General features: G+C 61.8%; 22 protein-coding genes. 13 read left to right on the forward strand and 9 right to left on the reverse strand.

The features are described from left to right. Positions 1 to 5 precede the first annotated feature (5 nt). Genes B9A19_RS10550 through yjgA form a run of 4 tightly spaced genes read right to left on the reverse strand, consistent with a single transcriptional unit; the run spans position 6 to position 2490 of the window. Entirely contained in the window at positions 6 to 677 is a 672-nt protein-coding gene (locus B9A19_RS10550; protein ID WP_084090764.1) for an alpha/beta hydrolase, read from the reverse strand. 1 nt (position 678) lies between these two features. Further along, positions 679 to 1263, reverse strand: coding sequence for a molybdopterin adenylyltransferase (gene mog, locus B9A19_RS10555; protein WP_084090765.1), 585 nt, complete (start codon positions 1261 to 1263; stop codon positions 679 to 681). After that, on the reverse strand, positions 1256 to 1918 hold the full coding sequence (locus B9A19_RS10560) for an HAD-IA family hydrolase (RefSeq protein WP_139798771.1): 663 nt from the start codon (positions 1916 to 1918) through the stop codon (positions 1256 to 1258). The genes mog and B9A19_RS10560 overlap by 8 nt, the downstream gene beginning before the upstream one ends. Then, positions 1915 to 2490 (reverse strand): ribosome biogenesis factor YjgA, encoded by a 576-nt coding sequence (yjgA, locus tag B9A19_RS10565; protein WP_084090767.1) that lies wholly within the window; start codon positions 2488 to 2490, stop codon positions 1915 to 1917. The genes B9A19_RS10560 and yjgA overlap by 4 nt, the downstream gene beginning before the upstream one ends. Before the next feature lie 99 nt (positions 2491 to 2589). Between yjgA and pmbA the strand changes: the two genes are divergently transcribed. Genes pmbA through B9A19_RS10580 form a run of 3 tightly spaced genes read left to right on the forward strand, consistent with a single transcriptional unit; the run spans position 2590 to position 4974 of the window. Then, entirely contained in the window at positions 2590 to 3921 is a 1332-nt protein-coding gene (gene pmbA / locus B9A19_RS10570) for a metalloprotease PmbA (protein ID WP_084090768.1), read from the forward strand. Beyond that, on the forward strand, positions 3921 to 4547 hold the full coding sequence (locus tag B9A19_RS10575; protein WP_084090769.1) for a DNA-3-methyladenine glycosylase family protein: 627 nt from the start codon (positions 3921 to 3923) through the stop codon (positions 4545 to 4547). Before pmbA ends, B9A19_RS10575 begins: the two co-directional genes overlap by 1 nt. Before the next feature lie 10 nt (positions 4548 to 4557). Beyond that, on the forward strand, positions 4558 to 4974 hold the full coding sequence (locus tag B9A19_RS10580) for a hypothetical protein (RefSeq protein ID WP_084090770.1): 417 nt from the start codon (positions 4558 to 4560) through the stop codon (positions 4972 to 4974). Here B9A19_RS10580 and B9A19_RS10585 read toward each other — a convergent pair. After that, complete coding sequence (locus B9A19_RS10585) at positions 4960 to 5415, reverse strand: MarR family winged helix-turn-helix transcriptional regulator (RefSeq protein ID WP_084090771.1); 456 nt, start codon at positions 5413 to 5415, stop codon at positions 4960 to 4962. The two genes, B9A19_RS10580 and B9A19_RS10585, sit on opposite strands and share 15 nt — an antisense overlap. Before the next feature lie 187 nt (positions 5416 to 5602). Between B9A19_RS10585 and B9A19_RS10590 the strand changes: the two genes are divergently transcribed. The 9 genes from B9A19_RS10590 to rpoS all read left to right on the forward strand — a co-directional run bounded on the left by B9A19_RS10590 (position 5603) and on the right by rpoS (position 15868). Further along, positions 5603 to 6757: an aminotransferase-like domain-containing protein gene (locus B9A19_RS10590; protein WP_084090772.1), complete on the forward strand. Its 1155-nt coding sequence runs from the start codon at positions 5603 to 5605 to the stop codon at positions 6755 to 6757. A 71-nt stretch (positions 6758 to 6828) separates the two neighbouring features. Further along, entirely contained in the window at positions 6829 to 7314 is a 486-nt protein-coding gene (locus B9A19_RS10595) for a Crp/Fnr family transcriptional regulator (protein ID WP_084090773.1), read from the forward strand. A gap of 2 nt (positions 7315 to 7316) precedes the next feature. After that, a complete protein-coding gene (locus B9A19_RS10600; protein WP_084090774.1) occupies positions 7317 to 9944 on the forward strand; it encodes an FAD-dependent oxidoreductase in 2628 nt (875 codons plus the stop codon). 285 nt (positions 9945 to 10229) lie between these two features. Continuing rightward, positions 10230 to 11306 carry an aromatic ring-hydroxylating oxygenase subunit alpha gene (locus tag B9A19_RS10605; RefSeq protein WP_245804323.1) on the forward strand — a complete coding sequence of 359 codons (1077 nt, stop codon included), beginning with the start codon at positions 10230 to 10232 and terminating at the stop codon, positions 11304 to 11306. Positions 11307 to 11459: 153 nt separating this feature from the next. After that, a complete protein-coding gene (locus tag B9A19_RS10610) occupies positions 11460 to 12347 on the forward strand; it encodes a DMT family transporter (RefSeq protein WP_245804324.1) in 888 nt (295 codons plus the stop codon). A gap of 93 nt (positions 12348 to 12440) precedes the next feature. Continuing rightward, positions 12441 to 13184 carry a 5'/3'-nucleotidase SurE gene (gene surE / locus B9A19_RS10615; protein WP_084090776.1) on the forward strand — a complete coding sequence of 248 codons (744 nt, stop codon included), beginning with the start codon at positions 12441 to 12443 and terminating at the stop codon, positions 13182 to 13184. Beyond that, complete coding sequence (locus tag B9A19_RS10620) at positions 13169 to 13840, forward strand: protein-L-isoaspartate(D-aspartate) O-methyltransferase (protein ID WP_245804325.1); 672 nt, start codon at positions 13169 to 13171, stop codon at positions 13838 to 13840. Before surE ends, B9A19_RS10620 begins: the two co-directional genes overlap by 16 nt. A 19-nt stretch (positions 13841 to 13859) precedes the next feature. Then, positions 13860 to 14900 (forward strand): peptidoglycan DD-metalloendopeptidase family protein, encoded by a 1041-nt coding sequence (locus B9A19_RS10625; protein ID WP_217807039.1) that lies wholly within the window; start codon positions 13860 to 13862, stop codon positions 14898 to 14900. Continuing rightward, positions 14897 to 15868 carry an RNA polymerase sigma factor RpoS gene (gene rpoS / locus B9A19_RS10630; RefSeq protein ID WP_084090778.1) on the forward strand — a complete coding sequence of 324 codons (972 nt, stop codon included), beginning with the start codon at positions 14897 to 14899 and terminating at the stop codon, positions 15866 to 15868. Before B9A19_RS10625 ends, rpoS begins: the two co-directional genes overlap by 4 nt. A gap of 194 nt (positions 15869 to 16062) precedes the next feature. Here rpoS and B9A19_RS10635 read toward each other — a convergent pair whose 3' ends face one another. The 4 genes from B9A19_RS10635 to dapC all read right to left on the reverse strand — a co-directional run bounded on the left by B9A19_RS10635 (position 16063) and on the right by dapC (position 20265). Continuing rightward, complete coding sequence (locus tag B9A19_RS10635; protein WP_084090779.1) at positions 16063 to 16926, reverse strand: HDOD domain-containing protein; 864 nt, start codon at positions 16924 to 16926, stop codon at positions 16063 to 16065. 169 nt (positions 16927 to 17095) lie between these two features. Beyond that, positions 17096 to 17971 (reverse strand): HDOD domain-containing protein, encoded by an 876-nt coding sequence (locus tag B9A19_RS10640; RefSeq protein ID WP_084090780.1) that lies wholly within the window; start codon positions 17969 to 17971, stop codon positions 17096 to 17098. Positions 17972 to 18189: 218 nt separating this feature from the next. Further along, the gene (gene dapD, locus B9A19_RS10645) at positions 18190 to 19011 is read right to left on the reverse strand and encodes a 2,3,4,5-tetrahydropyridine-2,6-dicarboxylate N-succinyltransferase (RefSeq protein ID WP_084090781.1); all 822 of its coding nucleotides are present in this window, start codon (positions 19009 to 19011) and stop codon (positions 18190 to 18192) included. Positions 19012 to 19062: 51 nt separating this feature from the next. Then, positions 19063 to 20265 (reverse strand): succinyldiaminopimelate transaminase, encoded by a 1203-nt coding sequence (gene dapC, locus B9A19_RS10650; protein WP_084090782.1) that lies wholly within the window; start codon positions 20263 to 20265, stop codon positions 19063 to 19065. Between the two features lie 259 nt (positions 20266 to 20524). Here dapC and B9A19_RS10655 point away from each other — a divergent pair, with 259 nt between their 5' ends. Further along, positions 20525 to 21139: a hypothetical protein gene (locus B9A19_RS10655; protein ID WP_139798772.1), complete on the forward strand. Its 615-nt coding sequence runs from the start codon at positions 20525 to 20527 to the stop codon at positions 21137 to 21139. Positions 21140 to 21145 lie beyond the last annotated feature (6 nt).

Here is a 21145-nt window from a genome sequence, read left to right on the forward strand (position 1 = left end):
TTCGCTCAAGCCAGTTGTTTGGCGAGGAAGGCCCCGATGTGCTGGATTTCCGGCAGGCATACCGAGTGCGGCATCGGGTAGGTATGCCAGCTGAGTGGGTTGCCCAGCCGTTGTACCGTTTCCATGGCCTGCTGGCCCAGCAGCATGGGCACTACCGGGTCTGCCGTACCATGCCCGGCAAAGACCGGCGTGGCGTGATTGGCCGCCAGCGCATCGCCTTCAAGCAGCTCGGGCGCAGGGATATAGGTGGACAGCGCAATGATGCCGGCCAGTGGCTCGGGGTGCGTCAGGCCGGCGGTATAGGCAATCGCGCCGCCTTGCGAGAAACCCGCCAGCACGATGTGCGATGATGGAATGCCGCGTGCGTTTTCTGCCGCGATCAGTGCGCGAATCTGCGCCACCGACGCCAGCACGCCGGCCCGATCCGCATGGCGGTTGATCTGGTCGAAGAACACGATGTCATACCACGCGCGCATCACATAGCCGTTGTTGCAGGTGATCGGCATATGCGGCGCATGCGGGAAGATGAAACGCACCGCCAGATCGTCCGGCAAGCCCAGCTCGGGTACGACAGGCACGAAGTCGCTGCCATCGGCACCCAGCCCGTGCAGCCAGATCACGCTGGCGGTGGGCTTGGCGCCAGTGCTTACTTCCTCATAGGGCAACAAATCGCTCATTTCATTCCTTGGGCTTGAGGGCGCTCTTGGGACGGAAGGCAGCGACGACCTCCGGCCGGGTTTCGATATAGGGGCCGTCCAGCAGCTGGATGCAATAGGGCACGCTGGCGAAGATGCCGTGTACCACCACCTTGCCGTCAGCATCCTTCACGCCTTCCAGCGTTTCCTTGATGGACTTGGGCTGGCCGGGCAGGTTGAGGATCAGGCTGTCGCCCCGAATCACGCCCGTCTGGCGGCTGAGAATGGCGGTGGGCACGTAATGCAGGCTGATCTGGCGCATCTGCTCGCCAAAGCCTGGCATCACCCGGTCGGCCACCGCCAGCGTGGCATCGGGGGTCACGTCGCGCCGGGCCGGGCCGGTGCCACCGGTAGTCAACACCAGCTGGCAGCCGCATTCGTCCACCAGTTGCTTGAGCGTAGCTTCGATTTGCGGCTGCTCATCGGGGATCAGCCGTTGTTCCAGCGAAAACGGCGTGAGCAGCGCACCGGCCAGCCATTCGGCCAGCGCGGGCAGTCCCTTGTCTTCATACACACCGCTGCTGGCGCGGTCCGAGACCGACACCAGGCCGATTTTCAGCTCAGCCATGCGTGCGCAAGACCTCAAGACGGATGCCGCCCGGCTCGACATGCAGCGCGATGTCATGCCAGTTGCCGATCACCAGATCGGCTTCGTGCAGTTGCTCGACCGGATGCGAGGTGGCCAGCGCCACCACGGTCATGCCGGCTGCTTTGCCGGAACGGATGCCGCTGACGGCATCTTCGAACACCAGGCAATCTGCCGGGTCCACGCCGTGGTGTTCGGCGGCCATCAGGTAGGGCTCCGGGTGCGGCTTGCCGTTGGTCACGTCATCGCCGCCTATCATGTGGTCGGACACTTCCAGCCCGACAAAGCCCAGCTTGGCCCGGGCCAGTGCATGGGTGGCCGAAGTGACGATGGACCAGCGCGCGCCGCCCAGCGAGGCCAGCATGGCCTGCACGCCGGCAATGGCCACCGTGCCGTCCAGCGTGACAGCCTCTTCGGCCAGCAGCTGTTCTACCTCGGCATGCACATCCAGGTGCGGCGCTACTTCGGGGATCACTTCCTGCCCGCGCCGGCCGTGTATCTTGCTGAACAGCAGCGGGATATCGACACCGTGGCGTTCGGCCCAGCGTCGCCACACTAACTCGATGGCCGGGGTGGAGTCGATCAAAGTGCCATCCATGTCGAAGAATACGGCAGCGAAGGTCCGGTTAAGGGTCACGTTTCGTCCTTGTCGTCATCGTCGCCCTTATCCAGTTCGGCACCGGGCAGGGCGGGTTCGGGGTGGTAGCTCTTCAGTAGCTGGAACAGCTCGCGGAAAGCCTTGGGCGGCTTCTGTTGCTCGCGTTCCTTGTGAATATTGCGGATCAGCTGGCGCAATTGCTGGACATCGGCCTGCGGGTGCGCGGCGATGAAGCTTTCCAGCGCCTTGGGGTCGTCCACCAACTGGTCGCGCTGGCGCTCAAGCTGATGCAGCCAGGCATTGTGGCGATCCGATACGCCGGCAATCGCATCCAGCAGTTCCTTGATCGGCGCCGGGTCGATCTGGCGCATCCACTTGCCGATGTATTGCTTCTGCCGCGCGACTGCACCGTTGGCGGTCAGCTTCTTGGCCTCGATCAGCGCGTTGTACAGGCGCTCAGGCAGATTCAGGCTTTGCAGCAGCTTCTTGTCGAGCGGGATCAGTGCCTCGCCCATCTCTTGCAGCGCATCCGATTCGCGCTTGAGTTGGGACTTGCTGACGGGCTCGAAGTCATCGTCGGCGGCGTCGGGTCGGGAGTTATGTCGTGCCATGGCGGGAAGCGGAGAAGCAAAAGCGCTATTATCCACCTATTCCCATTCGCATTCGATCCGGAATTTGCTCCGGTTCCTGCCCCGATCACAAGGAAGCCCATGTCCGCGTTCAGTTTCAGCCAGCAACAGTTTGCCGATCTGGTTCAATTCACCCTCGACGAAGCGCGCCGCCAGGGCGCGACTGCATGCGACGTCGATGCCTCGGAAGGCGTGGGGCAGAACGTATCGGTGCGGCTGGGCGAGGTGGAAACCATCGAATACAACCGTGACAAGGGGGTGGGCGTCACGGTCTATCTCGGGCAGCGCAAGGGCCACGCCAGCACGTCCGACTTTTCGCAGCAGGCGTTGATCGACTCCGTGGCCGCCGCACTGGCGATTGCGCGTTATACCGCCGAGGACGAACACGCAGGTCTCGCCGATCCCAAGTTGTTTGCTACCAGCTTTCCGGATTTTGACCTGAACCACCCTTGGTCGTTGCCGGTTGAGGACGCGATCGCGCTGGCGCGCAATTGCGAGGCGGCCGGGCAGGCAGTGGATGCGCGCATCGGCAATTCCGAGGGCGCCACGGTCAGCACCTCGGCCACGCGCTGGGTGTATGCCAATTCGCTCGGCTTCATCGGCCACGGCGAGGGCACGCGCCACAGTATTTCCGCCGCGCTGATTGCCGAAGACGACAGCGGCATGCAACGCGATTACTGGTACACCAGCGCCCGCGCTCAGGCCGATCTGGACAGCGCGGCAGCCGTGGGCCGCCGTGCCGGCGAGCGCGCAGTGCGCCGCCTGGGTGCGCGCCGCGTCAAGACCGGCGAATACCCGGTGCTGTTCGAGGCCCCGGTGGCCGGCTCGCTGATTTCCCACTGGGTATCGGCCGTCAGTGGCTCCAGCCTGTATCGCAAATCCAGCTTTTTGCTGGATAGCCTGGGCCAGCAGGTGTTCTCGCCGCTGGTGAACATCGTGGAAGACCCGTTCCTGCTGCGCGGCCAGGCCAGCGGCGCGTTCGATGCCGAAGGCGTGGCTACCACGCGGCGTGATCTGGTCAGCGGCGGTGTGCTCAACGGCTATTTCCTGTCCAGCTACAGCGCACGCAAGCTGGGCATGAGCACCACCGGCAATGCCGGTGGCCCGCACAACCTGCTGGTGGGCGCCACAGCCACCTTCCCGCAATTGCTGCAGCAACTGGGCACCGGCCTGTTGGTGACCGAGCTGCTCGGCCATGGCATCAATATGGTGACCGGCGATTACTCACGCGGCGCGGCTGGCTTCTGGGTGGAAAACGGCGTGATCCAGCACGCGGTGGAAGAAATCACCATTGCGGGCAACCTGCGCGACATGTTCAAGGGCATCGTCGGCATCGGTGACGACGTGGTGCCGGGCAGCAGCAAGCGCGTCGGCTCCATCCTGCTCGACAAGCTGACCGTGGCGGGCGACTGATGGTGGTCGGCAAGCCGGCCTACTGGGACGAAGCCTGCGCGGCGCTCAGCACCGCCGACCCGGTATTGGCGCGGCTGATCGCCACCTACCCGCAAATCAGCCTGGAAGGGCGTGGCGACCCGTTCCAGACGCTGGCGCGTTCCATCGTCGGCCAGCAAATCTCGGTCAAGGCGGCCGATTCGGTCTGGCGCAAGACCATTGCGCTGCTTGGGGCCATGGAAAGCCCGCTGGTGCTGGCCCGTAGCTTGGACGAGCTGCGCAGCTGCGGCCTGTCGCTGCGCAAGGCCGAATACCTGCAAGACCTGGCCCGACACCACGCCGCAGGCCGCCTCAACCCCGCCGACTGGGCGGACTGGGACGACGAAGCCGTCATCAAGGAACTGACGTCCATCCGTGGCATCGGCCGCTGGACGGCCGAGATGTTCCTGATGTTCCACCTGCTGCGCCCCAACATCCTGCCGCTGGACGACATCGGCCTGATCAACGCGATTGCCTTGAACTACCACGAGGGAGAGCGATTGGGTAAAGCTGAATGCCGCAAACTGGCAGAGCGCTGGCAGCCGTGGTGTACGGTGGCGACCTGGTATTTCTGGCGCAGTCTCGAGCCGGTGCCAGTGTCGTATTGAGCTTCGCCGCATGTTGGACGTTGCCGAGGGATGGAAGCTAATCGCGCAACTCATGCAGGAAGGATCGATGCAAATGCATTTCTACCTGGTTGTCGGATTCCTCGGCTTTTTGGTGGTCTTGTACAATATTTCAGAGGCCATGAGGCTGCGCTGGCGCGTGTTGATCCGCTCGGGAAAAAAGCGCTATTCCGTTGCGACCGAGCGGCGGCTGGCCCTATTGCTTTGCGTGCTCCCCGCGATCAGCTTGGTCATCTGGAACTATGTAGCGCTGACGATGGCAATCAACAGCTATCCCCAGCTTTGGTTCGCTATTTGCGCATGGGCGGCATCTGCAGGGGTGGGGAGTTTCGCAATTTCCAGGACATTGTTTGCCGCGTTGAGTACATACAGGCACATGACCAAAACTAGGGAATCAGTCGGTCGTTAGCCGATCAGCCAAATCCGCTGCCGCCAGCCGTTCCATCACCTGCCACCATCCATCCGCCGCAGCTGGCCCGGCAGCATCGAATATCCCCCGCAGCAAATCCCGTTGCCCATCCGATAGCGCCCGTTCCAGCGCCATGCCCGCATCGGTCAGACGCAGGCGGCGGGCGCGTTTGTCGTTTTCGCACACCAGCGCGTCGATCAGCCCGGCTTGCTGCAGATCGCGCAGCGGGGCGTTGAGGGCTTGCTTGCTCACGCGCAGCCGTTGCAGCAGCTCGCCCACGGTGCTGTCGGGCTGGTGGCCGACGAAATAGAGGATGCGGTGGTGCACGCGGCCCAGGCCACGCTCGGCCAGTAGCGCATCTGCCTTGGCGGTGAAGGCGCGGTAGCCGTAGAACAGCAGCTCCAGCGCACGGTCGAGGCTGGCGGTTTTTTGGTCAATCATGTTGACTTTATTTTTGCTTTGTTGAATGATTGGGTCAATGTATATGACCTAAATGCGCAAGACCAGTCCCAAGGGCGAAAATCAACGTCCATCCCGGACTGGAGCGCGCAGCACGCAAGACGTGGCCAGGTTGCATCCGAACGCGCCGCCGGCAAGCGGCGCACCGTTTCGTCTGCAAGGAGCTGCCATGTTTGCCCGCCGTATCGATCGTCTTACCTCGTCGCTGGTTCGCGACATCCTCGCCGCCGCCACGCGGCCCGACATGATCTCGTTTGCCGGGGGCCTGCCGGCCGAAGAGGCGCTGTACCAACCCACATTGAATGACGGCAAGTTGCCGGATATCTGGCAATACGGCCAGACCGAGGGTGAACCGCGCCTGCGCGAGCTGGTGGCGCAGCATGCGCGTGCGCTGGGCATAGACTGCACGGCTGCGCAGGTGTTGATCGTCAATGGCTCGCAGCAGGGCATTGATCTGGTGAGCAAGCTGTTCATCGACGAGGGCACACCGCTGCTGACCGAAGCGCCGGCCTATCTGGCCGCGCTGCAGTCGTTCCGCTTGTTCGGCGCCGAGCTGCATAGTTTTGCTGTCGACGCCGACGGCGCGCAGCTTGATCAGCTCAAGGCGCAACTGGTGCCGCAGCGCTGCGTTTATCTCACCCCGACATTCCAGAACCCGTCCGGCTACTGCTACAGCGATGCCGAGCGCAATGCGGTAGCTGGCGCAGTGGATGCGGCCGATGCCATCCTGTTCGAGGACGACCCCTATCGTGACCTGGCCTACGACGGCCCGGCACCCGCCCCGATAGCGGGCCGCTTGCAGCGCGCGCGCTGGATTTATCAGGGCTCCTTCTCCAAGACACTGGCGCCGGGCCTGCGGCTGGGCTATCTGATCGTCCACCCGGATTTCATCACGCCGCTGACCCGCCTCAAGCAGGCGGCCGACCTGCACAGCAACCGCCTCAGCCAGGCGCTGGTGGCCGACTGCCTGGAACGTGGCGCGTTGGCGACGCATGTTCAGTCAGTATTGCCCCTGTACCTGGCACGGCGCGATGCCATGGCGGCGGCGCTGCAACAGCATCTGGCCGAATATGCAGAGTGGGCGTTGCCCAAGGGTGGCCTGTTCTTCTGGTTGCGGCTCAAGCAGCGCGTGGATACGCGTCAGTTGCTGCAGGCCGGGCTGGATGCAGGCATCGCCATCATGCCGGGCGATGCGTTCTTTGCGGGCACACCGCAGCAAAGCTGCTTGCGCCTCAATTTCAGCCATGCCAACCCGGCCCTGATCGAGACGGGTGTGCAGCGGCTGGCGGGTTTGCTGGCACAGGCGAACCGTCTGGCCGCCTGAACGAGCGAGGCGCTTGATTTCTCCGGCACGCAGGGTCTACCAATAGCTCGAAGCCTGCGTGTGGAGCGCCCATGGGACTGTCGTCTTTCTTTGACTACGGTGTGCCTGATGCCAGCCCGGAAACGGAGCCGGCACCGGTATTTCTGGGCGATGCCTCCACCGATGACTGGCGGCAATTGCTCGCCGTGGCCGAACACCGCCGTTTCGACGTTGGCGAGCAGTTGATCGAGGCGGGCGAGCGCAGCCGGGCGTTTTATATCGTCGGCTTGGGTGAGCTGGAAGTGCTGGCGCCGGGCAAGGGCGGGCGGCTGCAGCGCATAGCGCTGATCGGCCAGCAATCCATTTTTGGGGAGCAGGCCTTTTTTGATGGCAGGCCGCGCTCGGCCTCGGTGTGTGCCACCCAGCCGGGTGAGCTGTACGGCATCACGCCCGAAGCCTTCGAAGTGCTGGCCGCACGTGCCCCCGAGCTGGCGCGGGCGGTGCTGTTTGATCTTGGGCGCATCCTGTCGCTGCGCCTGCGCAACGCTACCGGCAATCTGTTCAAGGGCAGGCGTTGACCATGAGCAGCGCCATCATCCACTTCCCCAACTATCTGCAAATCCAGTCACGCGTGCCGCTGTGGTGCTGGTTTGCGCTGCGTGTGGGCAGTGTGGCGTGTGCGCTGGGCATGGCCGCCTTGCTGGTGCTCAAACCGGAACTGGGCTTGCCGCTGTGGTGGTCGGTCATCGTGCCGGTGTTGCCTGCGGTGTTCTTCATCGCGCCGGGCCTATGGCGCAATGTCTGCCCGATGGCGGCGCTGAACCAGACGCCGCGATTGTTCGGCTTCACGATGGGGCGCACGCACACCCGTCGTATCCGCGAGTACAGCTATGTGGTCGGCATCGCGTTGTTCCTGTTGCTGGTGTCCAGCCGCAAGTGGTTGTTTGACCAGAGCGGCGTGGCCAGTGCCGCGCTCATCCTGTTCGGGCTGGGTGGGGCGTTTCTGGGCGGGTTGATCTTCAAGGGCAAGAGCGGCTGGTGCAGCAGCATCTGCCCCATGCTGCCGGTGCAGCGTGTTTACGGCCAGACGCCCTTCATCATGCTGCGCAACGCGCATTGCCAACCCTGCGTGGGCTGTACCAAGAACTGCTACGACTTTAACCCGGGCGTGGCCTATCTGGCCGACCAGTATGACGAGGACCCGCGCTACAGCGGCTATCGTCGCTTGTTTGTCGGTTTGTTGCCTGGCTTCATCCTGGCGTTTTTCACCATTCCCAATGGCCAGCCGGCGGGCGAGGTCTATCTGCACTTTGCGCTGTATGCGGGATTGAGCCTGGCGCTGTTCCATACGCTGGACATCCTGCTCAAACTGCCGCGCAACGGGCTGACGGTGCTGTTTGGCGCACTGGCCTTCAATTTCTATTACTGGTTTGCCGCTGCCAGCTGGGCAAGCAGCGTGGGTAAGCTGGCCGGCACTGCCTTGTCTGATGCCGTGCCGATGACGATACGCGTGCTGCTGGCGTTGTTGACCTTGGCCTGGCTCACGCGCAGCGTAATCCGCGAGGGCTGGTTCCGTGAGCAGACTGCGCAGGAAACGGTAAATCTGGCGACGCGATTGGGGGCTGGGGCATCTGCCGCGCTGCGCGAAGCCAGTGCTGCGGCGCAGGCCGAAGTGGTAGTCGAGCCCGACCAGCGCCGCCTGCCGGCCGCTGCTGGCGCCACCTTGCTGGAGCTGGTCGAGCGCGGCGGCTGTGCCATCGAATCGGGCTGCCGCATGGGGGTATGCGGTGCAGACCCCATCGCCATCAAGGATGGCATGGGCAATCTTTCACCAGTGGGTGATGACGAAAAGAATACGCTGGCGCGGCTGGGTCATGCCGACAATACGCGCATGGCCTGTTGCGCGCGCATCCTGGGTGGCACCGTCACCATCGCACTCAAGCCGGACACGGCCGGTGCACCCATCCGCAGCGGCAAGGCACCGGCCAACCCGGACATCAAGCAGGTGGTCATCATCGGCAACGGTATTGCCGGCGTGACGGCGGCCGACCATGTGCGCCGTCGCCACCCCGATTGCGAGATTCACGTGGTCGCGGCCGAGAACCACGCGCTGTATAACCGCATGGCGATCACGCGGCTGATCTATGGCCGCTCTGCCATGCAGGGGCTCTATCTGTTGCCGGAAAACTGGTACAAGGAGCGCAATATCGATGTGTGGCTGAATACCGCTGCGCACAGCATCGACCCCGCCGCGCGCACCGTAGCGCTGGCCGACGGCGAGGTACTGAACTACGACAAGCTTATCCTGGCCACCGGCAGCAACAGTTTTGTGCCGCCGATCAATGGCTACGGCGGCGATGGTTGCTATGTGCTGCGCACGGCCGACGATGCCATGAGCGTGCGTAGCTACGCGCAGCGTAGCCAGGCTCGTCATGCCGTGGTGGCCGGTGGCGGCCTTTTGGGGCTGGAGGCTGCATATGCGCTGCACAAAATGGGGCTGCGCGTGAGCGTGATCGAGCGCAATGCGTGGTTGTTGCATCGCCAGCTGGACGAGAAGGGTGGGCTGACGATACAGCGCTACCTGAATAGCCTGGGGCTGAACATCGTGCTGAATGCGCAACTGGATGGCGTGGTGCGCGATGATGCCGGTCAGCAGCATGCGGCGGTGAAGGACGAGGCCGCCATTCCTGCCGACATCTTTGTTGTTGCGGCCGGCATTGCCCCTAATATTGCACTGGCCAAGGCAGCGGGGCTGACGGTGAACCGTGCGGTGGTGGTGGACGACGCCATGCGCAGCAGCGACCCGCACATTTACGCCGCCGGGGATGTGGCCGAGTGGCAGGGCAAGGCGCCGGGGCTGTGGCCGGTGGCCGTGGAGCAGGCCGAAGTCGCGGCCTGCAACGCACTGGGCGAGGCACGCGATTATGCCGAGCCGGTGCTATCCACCATGCTCAAGGTCGTCGGGGCCGATGTGGTGTCCATTGGCCGCTTTGCACCACAGGATGGCGATGAGGTCTTCGTCGAAGAAGACGTAGCCGCACATCGCTACCGCAAGCTGCTGGTGGCTGGAGGCCAGTTTGCCGGCGCCATCCTGATTGGCTGGCCGGCATTCAACGAGCCACTGGGCAAGGCCGTCAAGGGCAGGGCGGCCATCTCGCCGGCACAGCTGGCCGGATTGCGTGCCGGGCAGTGGGACGTATTGTTGTGATCCTCCGCGCACCGGCGGCCTGCCGGTGCCACACATTGCAGCGAATCCGCGCTTTTTCAATCATTTAGCCGGGCAAGCGGGCTTGCCCCTCACCCTGCTTTCAGGGACAATCCAACCCTTTGGCGGTCGGTATCTACGCTGTGGTGTCACAGTGTTGCCGGCTATTTTTATTGATGGCTTGCCCACCCATCGTTTATCTCCGGATAGACAAAGTGGCAAGACCTTCTGGCCCAGGGGGTATTGGCGATGACCAATCTGGCTACGGCTGCGGCTTTGCAGCTGGACATGTCGACACAATTGCCCGTGTCGTCGTATTTCGATGAAACACTGTACCAGCATGAACTGGAACGCCTGTTCCTGCGCGGCCCCAAGTATATTGGCCACGAACTGATGGTGCCGGAAGTCGGCGACTATCATGTGCTGGAAATGACCGGCGGCGCCCAGTATCTGAAGCGCACCGATGCCGGCGTCAAACTGCTTTCCAATGTATGTCGTCACCGCCAGGCCACCATGCTGTCCGGGCGCGGCAACAACACGCATACCGTTTGCCCGCTGCACCGCTGGACGTATGACCAGCACGGCCAGCTGGCCGGTGCGCCGCATTTTCCGGGCAACCCGTGCCTGCACCTGCCGGAAACGAAGCTGGTGCAGTGGAATGGCATGCTGTTCGAGAACAACGGTCACGATATCGAGGCCGATCTCAAGGATCTGGGCGTTGCCAAGAACCTTGATTTCTCCAACTACGTGTTTCACAGCGTGCAGGTGGATGAGTACGAGGGTAACTGGAAGACCTTTATCGAGGTCTATCTGGAGGACTATCACGTCGAGCCTTTCCACCCGGGGCTGGGCAAGTTCGTCACTTGCGATGACCTGAAGTGGGAGTTCCGCAACTGGCTCTCGGTGCAAACGGTGGGCGTGAACAACGCGCTGGCCAAGCCGGGGTCCAAGGTGTATGCGGAATGGCACAAGCAGGTGCAGGCCTACTACGGCGACAAGACCCCGCCGCACGGCGCAATCTGGCTGACCTACTATCCGAACGTGATGGTGGAGTGGTATCCGCACACCCTGGTGATCTCGACGCTGATCCCTACCGGGCCGCGCAGCTACAAGAACATCTGCGAGTTTTACTACCCGGAAGACATCGCGTGGTTCGAACCGGAGTTTGTGGCGGCCGAGCAGGCAGCCTATGCCGAAACGGCGGTAGAGGATCGCGAGATCATCGACCGCATGGAAGCGGGCCGCATTGCCTTGTACAAGGCCGGGCGCAACGAGGTCGGGCCATACCAGAGCCCGATGGAAGACGGCATGCGCCACTTCCATCAGTTCATCCGCCGGGAATTAGGCGACGTATTGCCCCGTTGAACGGCGCCGCAAACAAAACCCTGCTAGCTGCGTTGCACTGGGCTTTGTTAGCGGCGCCAGGATAGGAGGGGGTAATCCCGCATCGCCTGTCATGCAGCGATGCGGATAATCGGAAAGGGCAGCCAGGCTGCCCTTTTCATTTTGCGGGTGTTTATGTTGCAAGCATTTTCGTGGGCGCGCCTGCGCGAGTCCGGCCCGTTCTGGATGGCGATGGCCGGGCTGTGCTTTGGTGTGATGGGTGTGTTCGTCAAACTGGGCAGCACCACGTTTTCGACTGCCGAGCTGGTGTTCTATCGTTGCATGGCCGGTCTGATCGCCATCCTGCTGGTGGTATTGCCGCAGGGGCTGACGGTGGCGGTGAAGCCGGCCGTGCTCAAGCTGCACCTGAGCCGCAGCATCTCGGGCTTTGTATCGCTGATGCTGTATTTCTACGCCATCGCTCATTTGCCGTTGCCGACGGCAGTCACGCTCAATTACACCTCGCCCATCTTTTTGCTGCTGCTCACCCTGCTGTGGCAGCGCCGCTGGCCACGCCCGGTACAGGTCGTCGCAGTGCTGCTGGGCTTTGCCGGCGTGGTACTGTTGTTGCGCCCCACCTTCAATGCCGAGCAGAGCACGGCCGGGCTGATCGGGCTCGGCTCTGGCCTGCTGGCCAGCATTGCTTATATGAATGTGCATGAGCTGGGCCAGGCGGGCGAGCCGGAATGGCGCACGGTGTTCTACTTTTCACTGGTCTCGTCGGTGGGGGCGGGTGGTCTCATGCTGCTGCAAAACCAAGCGTGGGCAAGCCTGGGCTGGCACAATGTCTGGATCATTGCCGGCATGGGCATTGCCGCCACCTGCGCACAGTTGTCGATGACGCGGGCTTACCGCAAGGGCAAATCGCTGGCCGTAGCCAGCCTGGCATATCTGACTGTAGTGTTCTCGACGCTGTTTGGTGTATTGATCTGGCACGATGTGCTGCCGCCGGCCGGTTATCTGGGCATGGCCATGATCATTGCCACCGGCATGTTGACGACGCTGGCGCAACGGCGCCAATAAGCAATTTTGCGGCGCTGCCGCAGACGGCTAGAATAGCCCGCAATATCAGGCTGCCATGATGCACCCCTGACCATGGCAACCCGCGGAGACTGAATGCGTATCCTGATTTCCAACGATGACGGCTACTTTGCCACCGGCATCGCTACCCTGGCCGCCAAGCTGGCCACACGTCATGAAGTCGTTGTCTGTGCGCCCGAGCGCGACCGCAGCGGCGCCAGCAATTCGCTCACGCTGGATCGCCCGCTCACCGTGCGTACCGCGCCCAGCGGTTTTCACTATGTGAACGGCACACCGACCGATTGCGTGCACCTGGCCGCCACCGGACTGCTTGATGTGCTGCCCGATATGGTGGTGTCCGGCATCAACCACGGCGCCAATATGGGCGACGACACCATTTACTCCGGCACCGTGGCCGCCGCGACCGAGGGCTATCTGCTGGGTGTGCCGGCCATTGCCGTATCGCTGGCCTCGCGTAATCCGCAGCACTTCGATACCGCAGCGCAGGTGGCGTTTGATCTGGTCGAGCGTGTGGTGCGTGATCCATTCCGTGGGGCGGTGCTGTTGAATGTGAACGTACCCGATCTGCCCTACGAGGCATTGCGCGGCATTGAAACCACACGGCTGGGCCGTCGCCACAAGTCGGCCCCGGTGATCCGCAGCGAAAACCCGCGCGGCGAAACCATCTGGTGGATAGGGCCGGCCGGGCAGGCAGCCGATGCCGGGGACGGTACCGATTTTCATGCGATTGGCGCCGGGCGGGTCTCCATCACGCCCTTGTCGATCGATCTGACGGCGTATGCGCAACGGGACTACATCGCATCATGGCTGCAAGGATGAATTTTGCCGAGCTGGGCGGCGCCGGCATGACGTCGGCGCGCACCCGGGCCAGGCTGGTGGATCGGCTCAAGCAGCAGGGCATACGCGATGCACGCGTATTGTCGGTGATGGGCGAGGTACCGCGTCATGTGTTCGTGGACGAGGCGATCTCGCACAAGGCGTATGACGACACCGCACTGCCCATCGGCTTTGGCCAGACCATTTCGCAGCCCTACATCGTGGCGCAGATGACCGAGCTGGCGCTGGGCGCCGCCAAGCATGAAAAGGTGCTGGAGATCGGCACCGGCTGCGGTTACCAGACCGTGGTGCTCACGCAGTTGTTCAAGACCGTGTACAGCATCGAGCGTATCGGCGGCCTGTCGCGCGGCGCGCGCGAACTCCTGTCGCGCCTGGGTATCTACAACGTGCGGCTGCGCCACGGCGACGGCAGCAAGGGCATGGCCGAGCAGGCGCCGTTCGATGTGATCATCATGACTGCAGCCGCGCCCATTCCCCCCGAAAATCTGCTGGAGCAACTGGCCCTCGGTGGCCGCCTGATCTTTCCGGTCGGCACCGACGAGCAGGAATTGCGCCTGATTGAACACACCGAGGCCGGTTTTGTCGAAACCCGGCTGGAAAAAGTCAAATTCGTCCCGCTATTGCCGGGACTGGCCTGATACCCACAAGGAGAATTGCGTGCGTTGGCAACGTCAACTGATCGTGCCGCTCGTGCTGGTGCTGGCTGCGTGCTCAAGCGCGCCGCACAAGCCTGCCCCCATCGTCGAACGGCCCGCCGGCGGCGGCAATACCACGACCCCGGCACCCATCGTCGAACGCCAGGTCGAGCGCAAGCCGGCCGCCGCACCCCAACCGGTGGCATCGACTACTGATCCGCGGCCGGCTACTTATACTGTCAAGAAAGGCGACACGCTGTACCGCATCGCGCTGGATCACGGTCTGAGTTACCGCGAGCTGGCAGCATGGAACAACCTTGCCGACGTGAACGGCATCCAGGTCGATCAGGTGCTGCGGCTGACCGCGCCGGAAGGCAGCAACACGGCCGGTGTTGAAACACGGCCGCTCAAGACCGACGACGTACCGGCAGCAACGCCGATGCCGCTACCGGCACAGCAAGCTACATTGCAGTATCCGAAAGCAATCAAATTACCGTATGGCGGGGCTAGCGCCAGTGCGGTGGCGGCCCTGTCCGATGGCCCCATCGTTGCAGCCAAGCCACAGGCCGAGGCCAGCAAGCCGGCCGTGAAGGCTGCATCGGCAGCAACTGTTGCATCTGTGCCAAAGAATGAGAAAACAATTGAAAAATCAAGTACTAAAACAGATACACAAGCTACAGTAGACGATACTGATGTGAGTGACTGGATTGCGCCTACGGTGGGTAAACCAATCAAGCCATTTACGGAAGAGAGCCGCGGCATTGATATTCCGGGAAAAATGGCGCAGCCTGTTCTGGCGTCAGGGTCCGGTAAGATCGTTTATGCAGGCGCTGGTTTGCGCGGCTACGGCAAGATGATCATCATCAAACACAACAAAGAATTTCTTACGGCCTACGCACATAACAGTAAATTGCTGGTCAAGGAAGGAGATAGCGTCAAGAAGGGCGAAAAGATCGCAGAGATGGGCAATACCGATACCGACCAGGTCAAGCTGCACTTTGAAATCCGCAGGTTTGGCAAACCGGTCGATCCAGCCAAATTCATCCAGTTAGAAAAACCATGAACGATCAAATCGACATTCTGGAAGACGAAACACCGCTCGAAGACGACGACGCGCTGGAAGGCGCCGACGACGAGGGCGACGCTGACGTAGAAGCCGAGGCTGCGGAAAGCGAAGAGACGGAGAAATACGTTGCCGAAAGTACCGGCGACGTCACGCAGATTTACCTGAACGAAATTGGCCACAGCCCGCTGCTGACGCCAGATCAGGAACGCGCGCTGGCACGGCGCGTGGTGCAGGGCGATTTTGAAGCCCGGCAGAAGATGATCGAGCATAATCTGCGGCTGGTGGTGAATATCGCCAAGCACTACATCAACCGTGGCATGACCCTGCTCGACCTGATCGAGGAAGGCAATATCGGCCTGATGCACGCGCTGGAGAAATTCGACCCCGAGCGTGGCTTCCGCTTCTCGACCTATGCCACCTGGTGGATCCGCCAGAGCATCGAGCGTGCGATCATGAACCAGAGCCGCACCATCCGGCTGCCGGTGCACGTGATCAAGGAGCTGAACGTCTATCTGCGCGCACAGCGCCATCTGGAAGCGCACCTGGGCCACGAGCCCTCGTTTGAAGACATTGCCCACCTGGTCGGCAAGGATGTCGACGATGTGCGCCGCGTGATGGGCTTGAACGAGCGCGTGGCATCGCTGGATGCACCGCTGGATATCGACCCGATGCTGACCATCGGCGAATCCATTCCCGATGACCAGCACGACGGCCCGGAAACCATCCTGCAGAACGCCGAGATCGAGCGTTATGTGCGCGAGTGGCTCAAGCAACTGAACGAAAAGCAGCGCATGGTGATCGAGCGTCGCTATGGTCTGAATGGTTATGAGGTCTGTACGCTGGAAGACCTCGCCGCCAGCCTCAGCCTGACGCGCGAGCGCGTGCGCCAGATACAGATCGAAGCGCTGGAGCAATTGCGCCGTATCCTGCGCCGCTATGGTGTATCGCGTGATGTGGTGCTGTAACTGCATGCGGTATTGAGGCGAGCTTGCCCAAACAAGAATGCCCCGCGCTGCGGGGCATTCTTGTTTTAGCGAGGTCTGTCGCTTCCGGTGGTGATCACGTCGCCCGAGCAGGGCTTTAAAGGCTGGTCAGAACCCGGCTTTGCCGGGGGGCACTGGTTGATCTGCAGTTACAGCAGTGGGTACATGACGGGCGCTCAGAACACGTGCAGCAGGTTGCGATACGCTTCGTCCATTTCATCCTGCAGGGCGGCGAACTCCGGCTGTGTCAGCTCGGGGCGTTCCAGTGGTGTGCCCAGATCCAGCCTGGCCCATTCGTCCAGTCCGCCAGCAAACAGGTTGGCAACGAAAATGACTTCCTTGAGCGTATGTAGTTCTGTGACAGGGGGCATGGGCTGGTCATGCTCCTGCACTGCTTCGACGATCTCTTCCGGCAGTTCCAGCGCGGCCATCAGCGAGTAACCTATGCTTTCATGCCATTGGGCTATCAAATAGGCGACCGAGGCTGGGCGCTCGACAAGTTCAGGGTAGTGGCCGGCACGGTCGAGCATGTAGAACGCGCCCAGATCGTGCACCAGCCCGGCCATCATCGCCGTATCCGGGTTGACCCGGGTCAGCCTGGTAGCCAGTACGCGCGCAAAGGCGGCGGTTTTTAGCGAGTGTTCCCACAGCGCCTTGGACATGGGTTCGAACTTGTCCTGCTTGCTGGAGCGCAGCTGCGCCATGGCGCAGGCCAATGCCGTGGTGCGCACATTGAGCATGCCCAGGCGGCGAATGGCGTTCTCCAGATCGGTAATGGCCGGGCCGCCAGGATTGTATTTGGCCGAGTTGGCCAGTTGCAGCAGCTTGCTGGCCACCAGCGGGTCGGCACTGACGGCGGCGGCAATGCGCGCCAGCGTGGCCGTAGGGCTGCGCATCACGGTGCCGATCTGGATGGTGGAATCAAAGCAGGTGGGAAAGACGACGTCGCCGGAAAGTTCCTGCGCAATGTCTTCCAGCATGGCAAAGCGTTCGTTCTTGAGCTCTGCAGCGTTTTTGTCAGGGCTGGCGGGGGTGTTCATGCGTAATGGGCAATCCTGCTTTCACTACTAACAAGTATAGCGAAATCTGCAGCAGCCCCAAGCACCTTGGCACGTGTTTTTGACTCACGCGCGGTGATGCTGATGCAGGCCCTGCGAGGCGTGCGGCCAGTGAGCGTAACGCGCCGCCAGCAGGGTTTGTTGGCGGCTCTTAAAACGCATGCACCAGATGGTGGTATGCCTCGTCCATTTCTGCCTGCAGCGCCACGAATTCCGGCTGCTGCAGCTCGGGCCGTTCGGTCAGGTCGCCCAGATCCTGGCGGGCCATTTCGTCCAGTCCACCGGCAAACAGGTTGGCGACGAAGATGACGTCCTTGAGCGAGCGCAGCGCGGTGACTGGCGGCACGGGTTGATCCAGCTCGCGCGTGGCTTCGACGATTTCTTCCGGCAGCTCCAGCGCCTCCATCAGTACGTTGCCTATGCTCTCGTGCCACTGGGCGATCAGATAGGACACGGTGGCAGGGCGCTCGGTCAGCTCGGTATAGCGCCCGGCCCGGTCCAGCATGTAGAACGCGCCCAGGTCGTGCACCAGGCCGGTAAACATGGCCGTTTCCGGGTTGACGCGGGTGAGTTTGGCGGCCAGCACGCGCGCATAGGCCGCTGTCTTGAGCGAGTGATCCCACAGCGCCTTGGACAGGCTTTCAAATGCGACCAGCTGACGCGCGCGCAGCATCTGCTCCATGGCGCAGGCCAGCGCGGTGTTGCGCACGGTGGACATGCCCAGGCGGATGACGGCTGCCTCGACATTGGTAATCTGCTTGCCGCCACTGTTGTACATGGCCGAGTTGGCCATGCGCAGCAATTTGCTGGCTACCAGCGGGTCGGCGCCGACTGCGGCCGCAACCTGGCCCATGGAAGCGCGCGGGCTGCGCATGACGGTACCGATCTGGATGGCCGAATCAAAGCAGGTGGGGAAGATGATGTCGCCGGTCATTTCGGCGGCAATGTCTTCCAGCATGGCAAAGCGCTCGCTACGCAGTTGCGTGGCGGTCTTGTTGGCGCTGGCGGGGGCGGCAAGGGCAGTCATGTCGGCGTGGCAGGCAACTTGGGTATGATCAGTATAAAGCCTGGCCGGCGATCGGGCCTGACCTGTGGCTACTTGTGTTGTTGTATATCACATTGCCGTATTTGCCCCACCAGCCGGGGCGCAAGGGCGCGTTGTGACGGCGGGTGCAGCTTGCCCGAAACAACAAAAACCCCGCAATTGCGGGGTTTTTGTGGGTGTTGCGCGATGTAGTCGGCTGATCAGATGCCGCGCAGCAGTTCGTTGATGCCGACCTTGCCGCGGGTCTTTTCGTCTACCTTCTTCACGATCACGGCGCAATACAAGCTATAGCTGCCATCGCTCGAAGGCAGGTTGCCCGATACGACCACCGAGCCGGCCGGGATGCGGCCGTAGGTGACTTCGCCGGTTTCGCGGTCGAAAATCTTGGTCGATTGGCCGATGTAAACACCCATCGAGATCACCGAGCCTTCTTCGACGATCACGCCTTCCACCACTTCCGAGCGTGCGCCGATGAAGCAGTTGTCTTCGATGATGGTCGGATTGGCTTGCAGCGGTTCCAGCACGCCGCCGATGCCGACGCCACCCGACAGGTGCACGTTCTTGCCGATCTGCGCGCACGAACCGACGGTGGCCCAGGTATCGACCATGGTGCCGTCATCCACATAAGCACCGATGTTGACGTAGGACGGCATCAGTACCACGTTCTTGCCGATGTGCGCGCCCTTGCGTGCGATGGCATTCGGCACTACGCGGAAGCCGCCGGCACGGAAGTCTGCCTCGGTGTAGCTGTCGAACTTGCTCGGCACCTTGTCGAAATACTGGGTGGAACCACCCGGCATCGGCGCGTTGTCGTTGATGCGGAAGGACAGCAGCACGGCTTTTTTCAGCCACTGGTGGGTTTGCCATGCACCGCCGATCTTTTCGGCCACGCGCAGCGCGCCCTTGTCCAGACCGTTGATGACTTCGTTGATGGCATCGCGCAGCTCGGCCGAGACATTGCCCGGGTTGATGTCGGCACGGTTTTCGAATGCGGTTTCGATAACGGTTTGCAGTTGGCTCATGGGGCTTCCTCGCTGGTAATCGGTTTGAATTCTGATGGTGTCTGTTCGGGCTCAGGCCGGCTGGCAAAAACGCACGATGCGCTCGGCGGCTTCCACGCACTCGGCCAATGGTGCCACTAGCGCAATCCGCACATAGCCGGCGCCGGGGTTCACGCCGTGTGCCTCACGCGCTAGATAGGAGCCCGGCAGCACGGTCACATGTTGTTCGGCATACAGGCGGCGGGCGAACTCGGCATCGTCGCCGCCAGCCACGTGGGCCGGCACCTTGGCCCACAGATAGAACGAGGCATCGGGCAGGTTCACATCCAGCACCGTTTGCAGGCGTTGCGTAACGGCATTGAACTTGGCAGTGTACTGCACGCGGTTGTCGAGCACGTGGGCTTCGTCATCCCATGCGGCGGCACTGGCTGCCTGCACGCTGGGGCTCATCGCACAGCCGTGGTAGGTGCGATAGAGCAGGAATTGTTCAAGGATGGCCGCATCGCCGGCCACAAAGCCTGAACGCATGCCCGGCACGTTGGAGCGCTTGGACAGCGACGAGAAAATCACCAGCCGGCTGAAATCGCGCCCCAGCAGCTTGGCTGCCTCCAGCCCACCCAGCGGCTTGGCATCGTTGAAGTAGATTTCGGAATAGCATTCATCGCTGGCGATCACGAAGCCATAGCGGTCGGACAGCGCAAACAGCTCGCGCCAGTCGTCCAGCGACGCAACCGCGCCGGTCGGGTTGCCCGGCGAGCAGACGAACACCAGCTGCGTGCGCGCCCAGACGTCTTCCGGCACATTGGCCCAGTCCGGCTGGAAGCGCTTGGCGGCCAGGCAATTAACGTAATAGGGCTCAGCGCCAGCCAGCAGCGCGGCGCCTTCATAAATCTGGTAGAACGGGTTGGGCGAGATCACCACCGGCTTGCTGTCACCGCTGGCATCGATCACCGTTTGTGCGAACGAGAATAAGGCCTCGCGGCTGCCGTTGACCGGAATGATTTCCTTCGCGGGATTGAGCTTCAGCGCATAGCGGCGCTCGGCCCAGGCGGCAATGCTGCCGCGCAGCGCATCCGAACCCAGGGTGGCCGGGTAGGCGGCCAGCCCGTCGAAATGGGCGACCAGTGCGTCCTTTACCAGCTGCGGCGTAGGGTGCTTGGGTTCGCCTATCGACAGATTGACATGGGCCAGCGCCGGATTGGGCGTGACCCCGGCGAACAGGGCGCGCAGTTTCTGGAAGGGGTAGGGCTGCAGGGCTTGCAAACGCGGCGACATGAGGGACGATGCCGATGGACAGGTAAAGCGCGATTATAGCCGTGGTGGGCGGCGGCGACTATGGCGAGGCCGATCTGGTCGGAGCAATCACCGGTCTTGCGAGGGGGGCGCATTCATTGGCAAGATGGATTCCGGACGGTGTGTGATCTGCTTGGGCGAGGAAATGGCAGGCCGTCGTCCAAATATCATGGCATGAAAAATGGGGTGGTTTCGCCTTTGGGGGTGAAGGCGAATATTTGCTTTTCATTATCAAGTTTGATTGGATTTTTCCAGAAATCTGGCTGGATTGTATTTGAGTTTTTTGGTGGGTAATGTGAAGCGGATCTTTCTTGTTTTTCTTTGTTTGTATACGTGCTCTGCTTTCGCGCAGACATTGAGCAAAATGGATGTGTTAAAACGGACTGCAGTTTTCTCGGCAGCGCTTCAGGTAATGGCGGAGCGACGAGACTCGGAAAATGCTGCAGGCCGGCCGGACAGCGATAAGCGCCAGGAGACGCTTCAGCAAGAAGTCAAGCTTTTGTTGGGCGATGAACAGAATCCGGATGTTCTTTTTCATCTGGCCGTTCAAAGCTATTTCAACGCATTTCCTGGAAGGGCGGGCGATCAGGATGTTGATCTGCCTTATCTTTTTGCCTGGGATCAGGCGTTGGGGCGATTGTCCGAGCTAAAGACTAATGAGGCCCTGCATAGGCTTGAAAATATTTACAGTCGGATTCGCCTGGATGGCGGCGAGCATCTGTTTCTTCGTGGATTGATTAAAAAAGCGAAAGCTGATTTAAAAAATGAAACAATCAAAAAAACCACTGAACAGACTTCTCCCCAAAGCCTCTCTGGGAGGAGTCAGTGCGGTGGCTGCACAAAAGTGACCGTGTAACCCAAC

Source organism: Andreprevotia lacus DSM 23236 (genome assembly GCF_900176275.1).
Taxonomy (GTDB): domain Bacteria; phylum Pseudomonadota; class Gammaproteobacteria; order Burkholderiales; family Chitinibacteraceae; genus Andreprevotia; species Andreprevotia lacus.

Coding starts and splice junctions, on each gene's coding strand:
- B9A19_RS10550 (WP_084090764.1), bottom strand. CDS start 677: ATGAGCGATTTGTTGCCCTATGAGGAAGTAAGCACTGGCGCCAAGCCC.
- mog (WP_084090765.1), bottom strand. CDS start 1,263: ATGGCTGAGCTGAAAATCGGCCTGGTGTCGGTCTCGGACCGCGCCAGC.
- yjgA (WP_084090767.1), bottom strand. CDS start 2,490: ATGGCACGACATAACTCCCGACCCGACGCCGCCGACGATGACTTCGAG.
- pmbA (WP_084090768.1), top strand. CDS start 2,590: ATGTCCGCGTTCAGTTTCAGCCAGCAACAGTTTGCCGATCTGGTTCAA.
- B9A19_RS10575 (WP_084090769.1), top strand. CDS start 3,921: ATGGTGGTCGGCAAGCCGGCCTACTGGGACGAAGCCTGCGCGGCGCTC.
- B9A19_RS10580 (WP_084090770.1), top strand. CDS start 4,558: ATGTTGGACGTTGCCGAGGGATGGAAGCTAATCGCGCAACTCATGCAG.
- B9A19_RS10585 (WP_084090771.1), bottom strand. CDS start 5,415: ATGATTGACCAAAAAACCGCCAGCCTCGACCGTGCGCTGGAGCTGCTG.
- B9A19_RS10590 (WP_084090772.1), top strand. CDS start 5,603: ATGTTTGCCCGCCGTATCGATCGTCTTACCTCGTCGCTGGTTCGCGAC.
- B9A19_RS10595 (WP_084090773.1), top strand. CDS start 6,829: ATGGGACTGTCGTCTTTCTTTGACTACGGTGTGCCTGATGCCAGCCCG.
- B9A19_RS10600 (WP_084090774.1), top strand. CDS start 7,317: ATGAGCAGCGCCATCATCCACTTCCCCAACTATCTGCAAATCCAGTCA.
- B9A19_RS10605 (WP_245804323.1), top strand. CDS start 10,230: ATGTCGACACAATTGCCCGTGTCGTCGTATTTCGATGAAACACTGTAC.
- B9A19_RS10610 (WP_245804324.1), top strand. CDS start 11,460: ATGTTGCAAGCATTTTCGTGGGCGCGCCTGCGCGAGTCCGGCCCGTTC.
- surE (WP_084090776.1), top strand. CDS start 12,441: ATGCGTATCCTGATTTCCAACGATGACGGCTACTTTGCCACCGGCATC.
- B9A19_RS10620 (WP_245804325.1), top strand. CDS start 13,169: ATGGCTGCAAGGATGAATTTTGCCGAGCTGGGCGGCGCCGGCATGACG.
- rpoS (WP_084090778.1), top strand. CDS start 14,897: ATGAACGATCAAATCGACATTCTGGAAGACGAAACACCGCTCGAAGAC.
- B9A19_RS10635 (WP_084090779.1), bottom strand. CDS start 16,926: ATGAACACCCCCGCCAGCCCTGACAAAAACGCTGCAGAGCTCAAGAAC.
- B9A19_RS10640 (WP_084090780.1), bottom strand. CDS start 17,971: ATGACTGCCCTTGCCGCCCCCGCCAGCGCCAACAAGACCGCCACGCAA.
- dapD (WP_084090781.1), bottom strand. CDS start 19,011: ATGAGCCAACTGCAAACCGTTATCGAAACCGCATTCGAAAACCGTGCC.
- dapC (WP_084090782.1), bottom strand. CDS start 20,265: ATGTCGCCGCGTTTGCAAGCCCTGCAGCCCTACCCCTTCCAGAAACTG.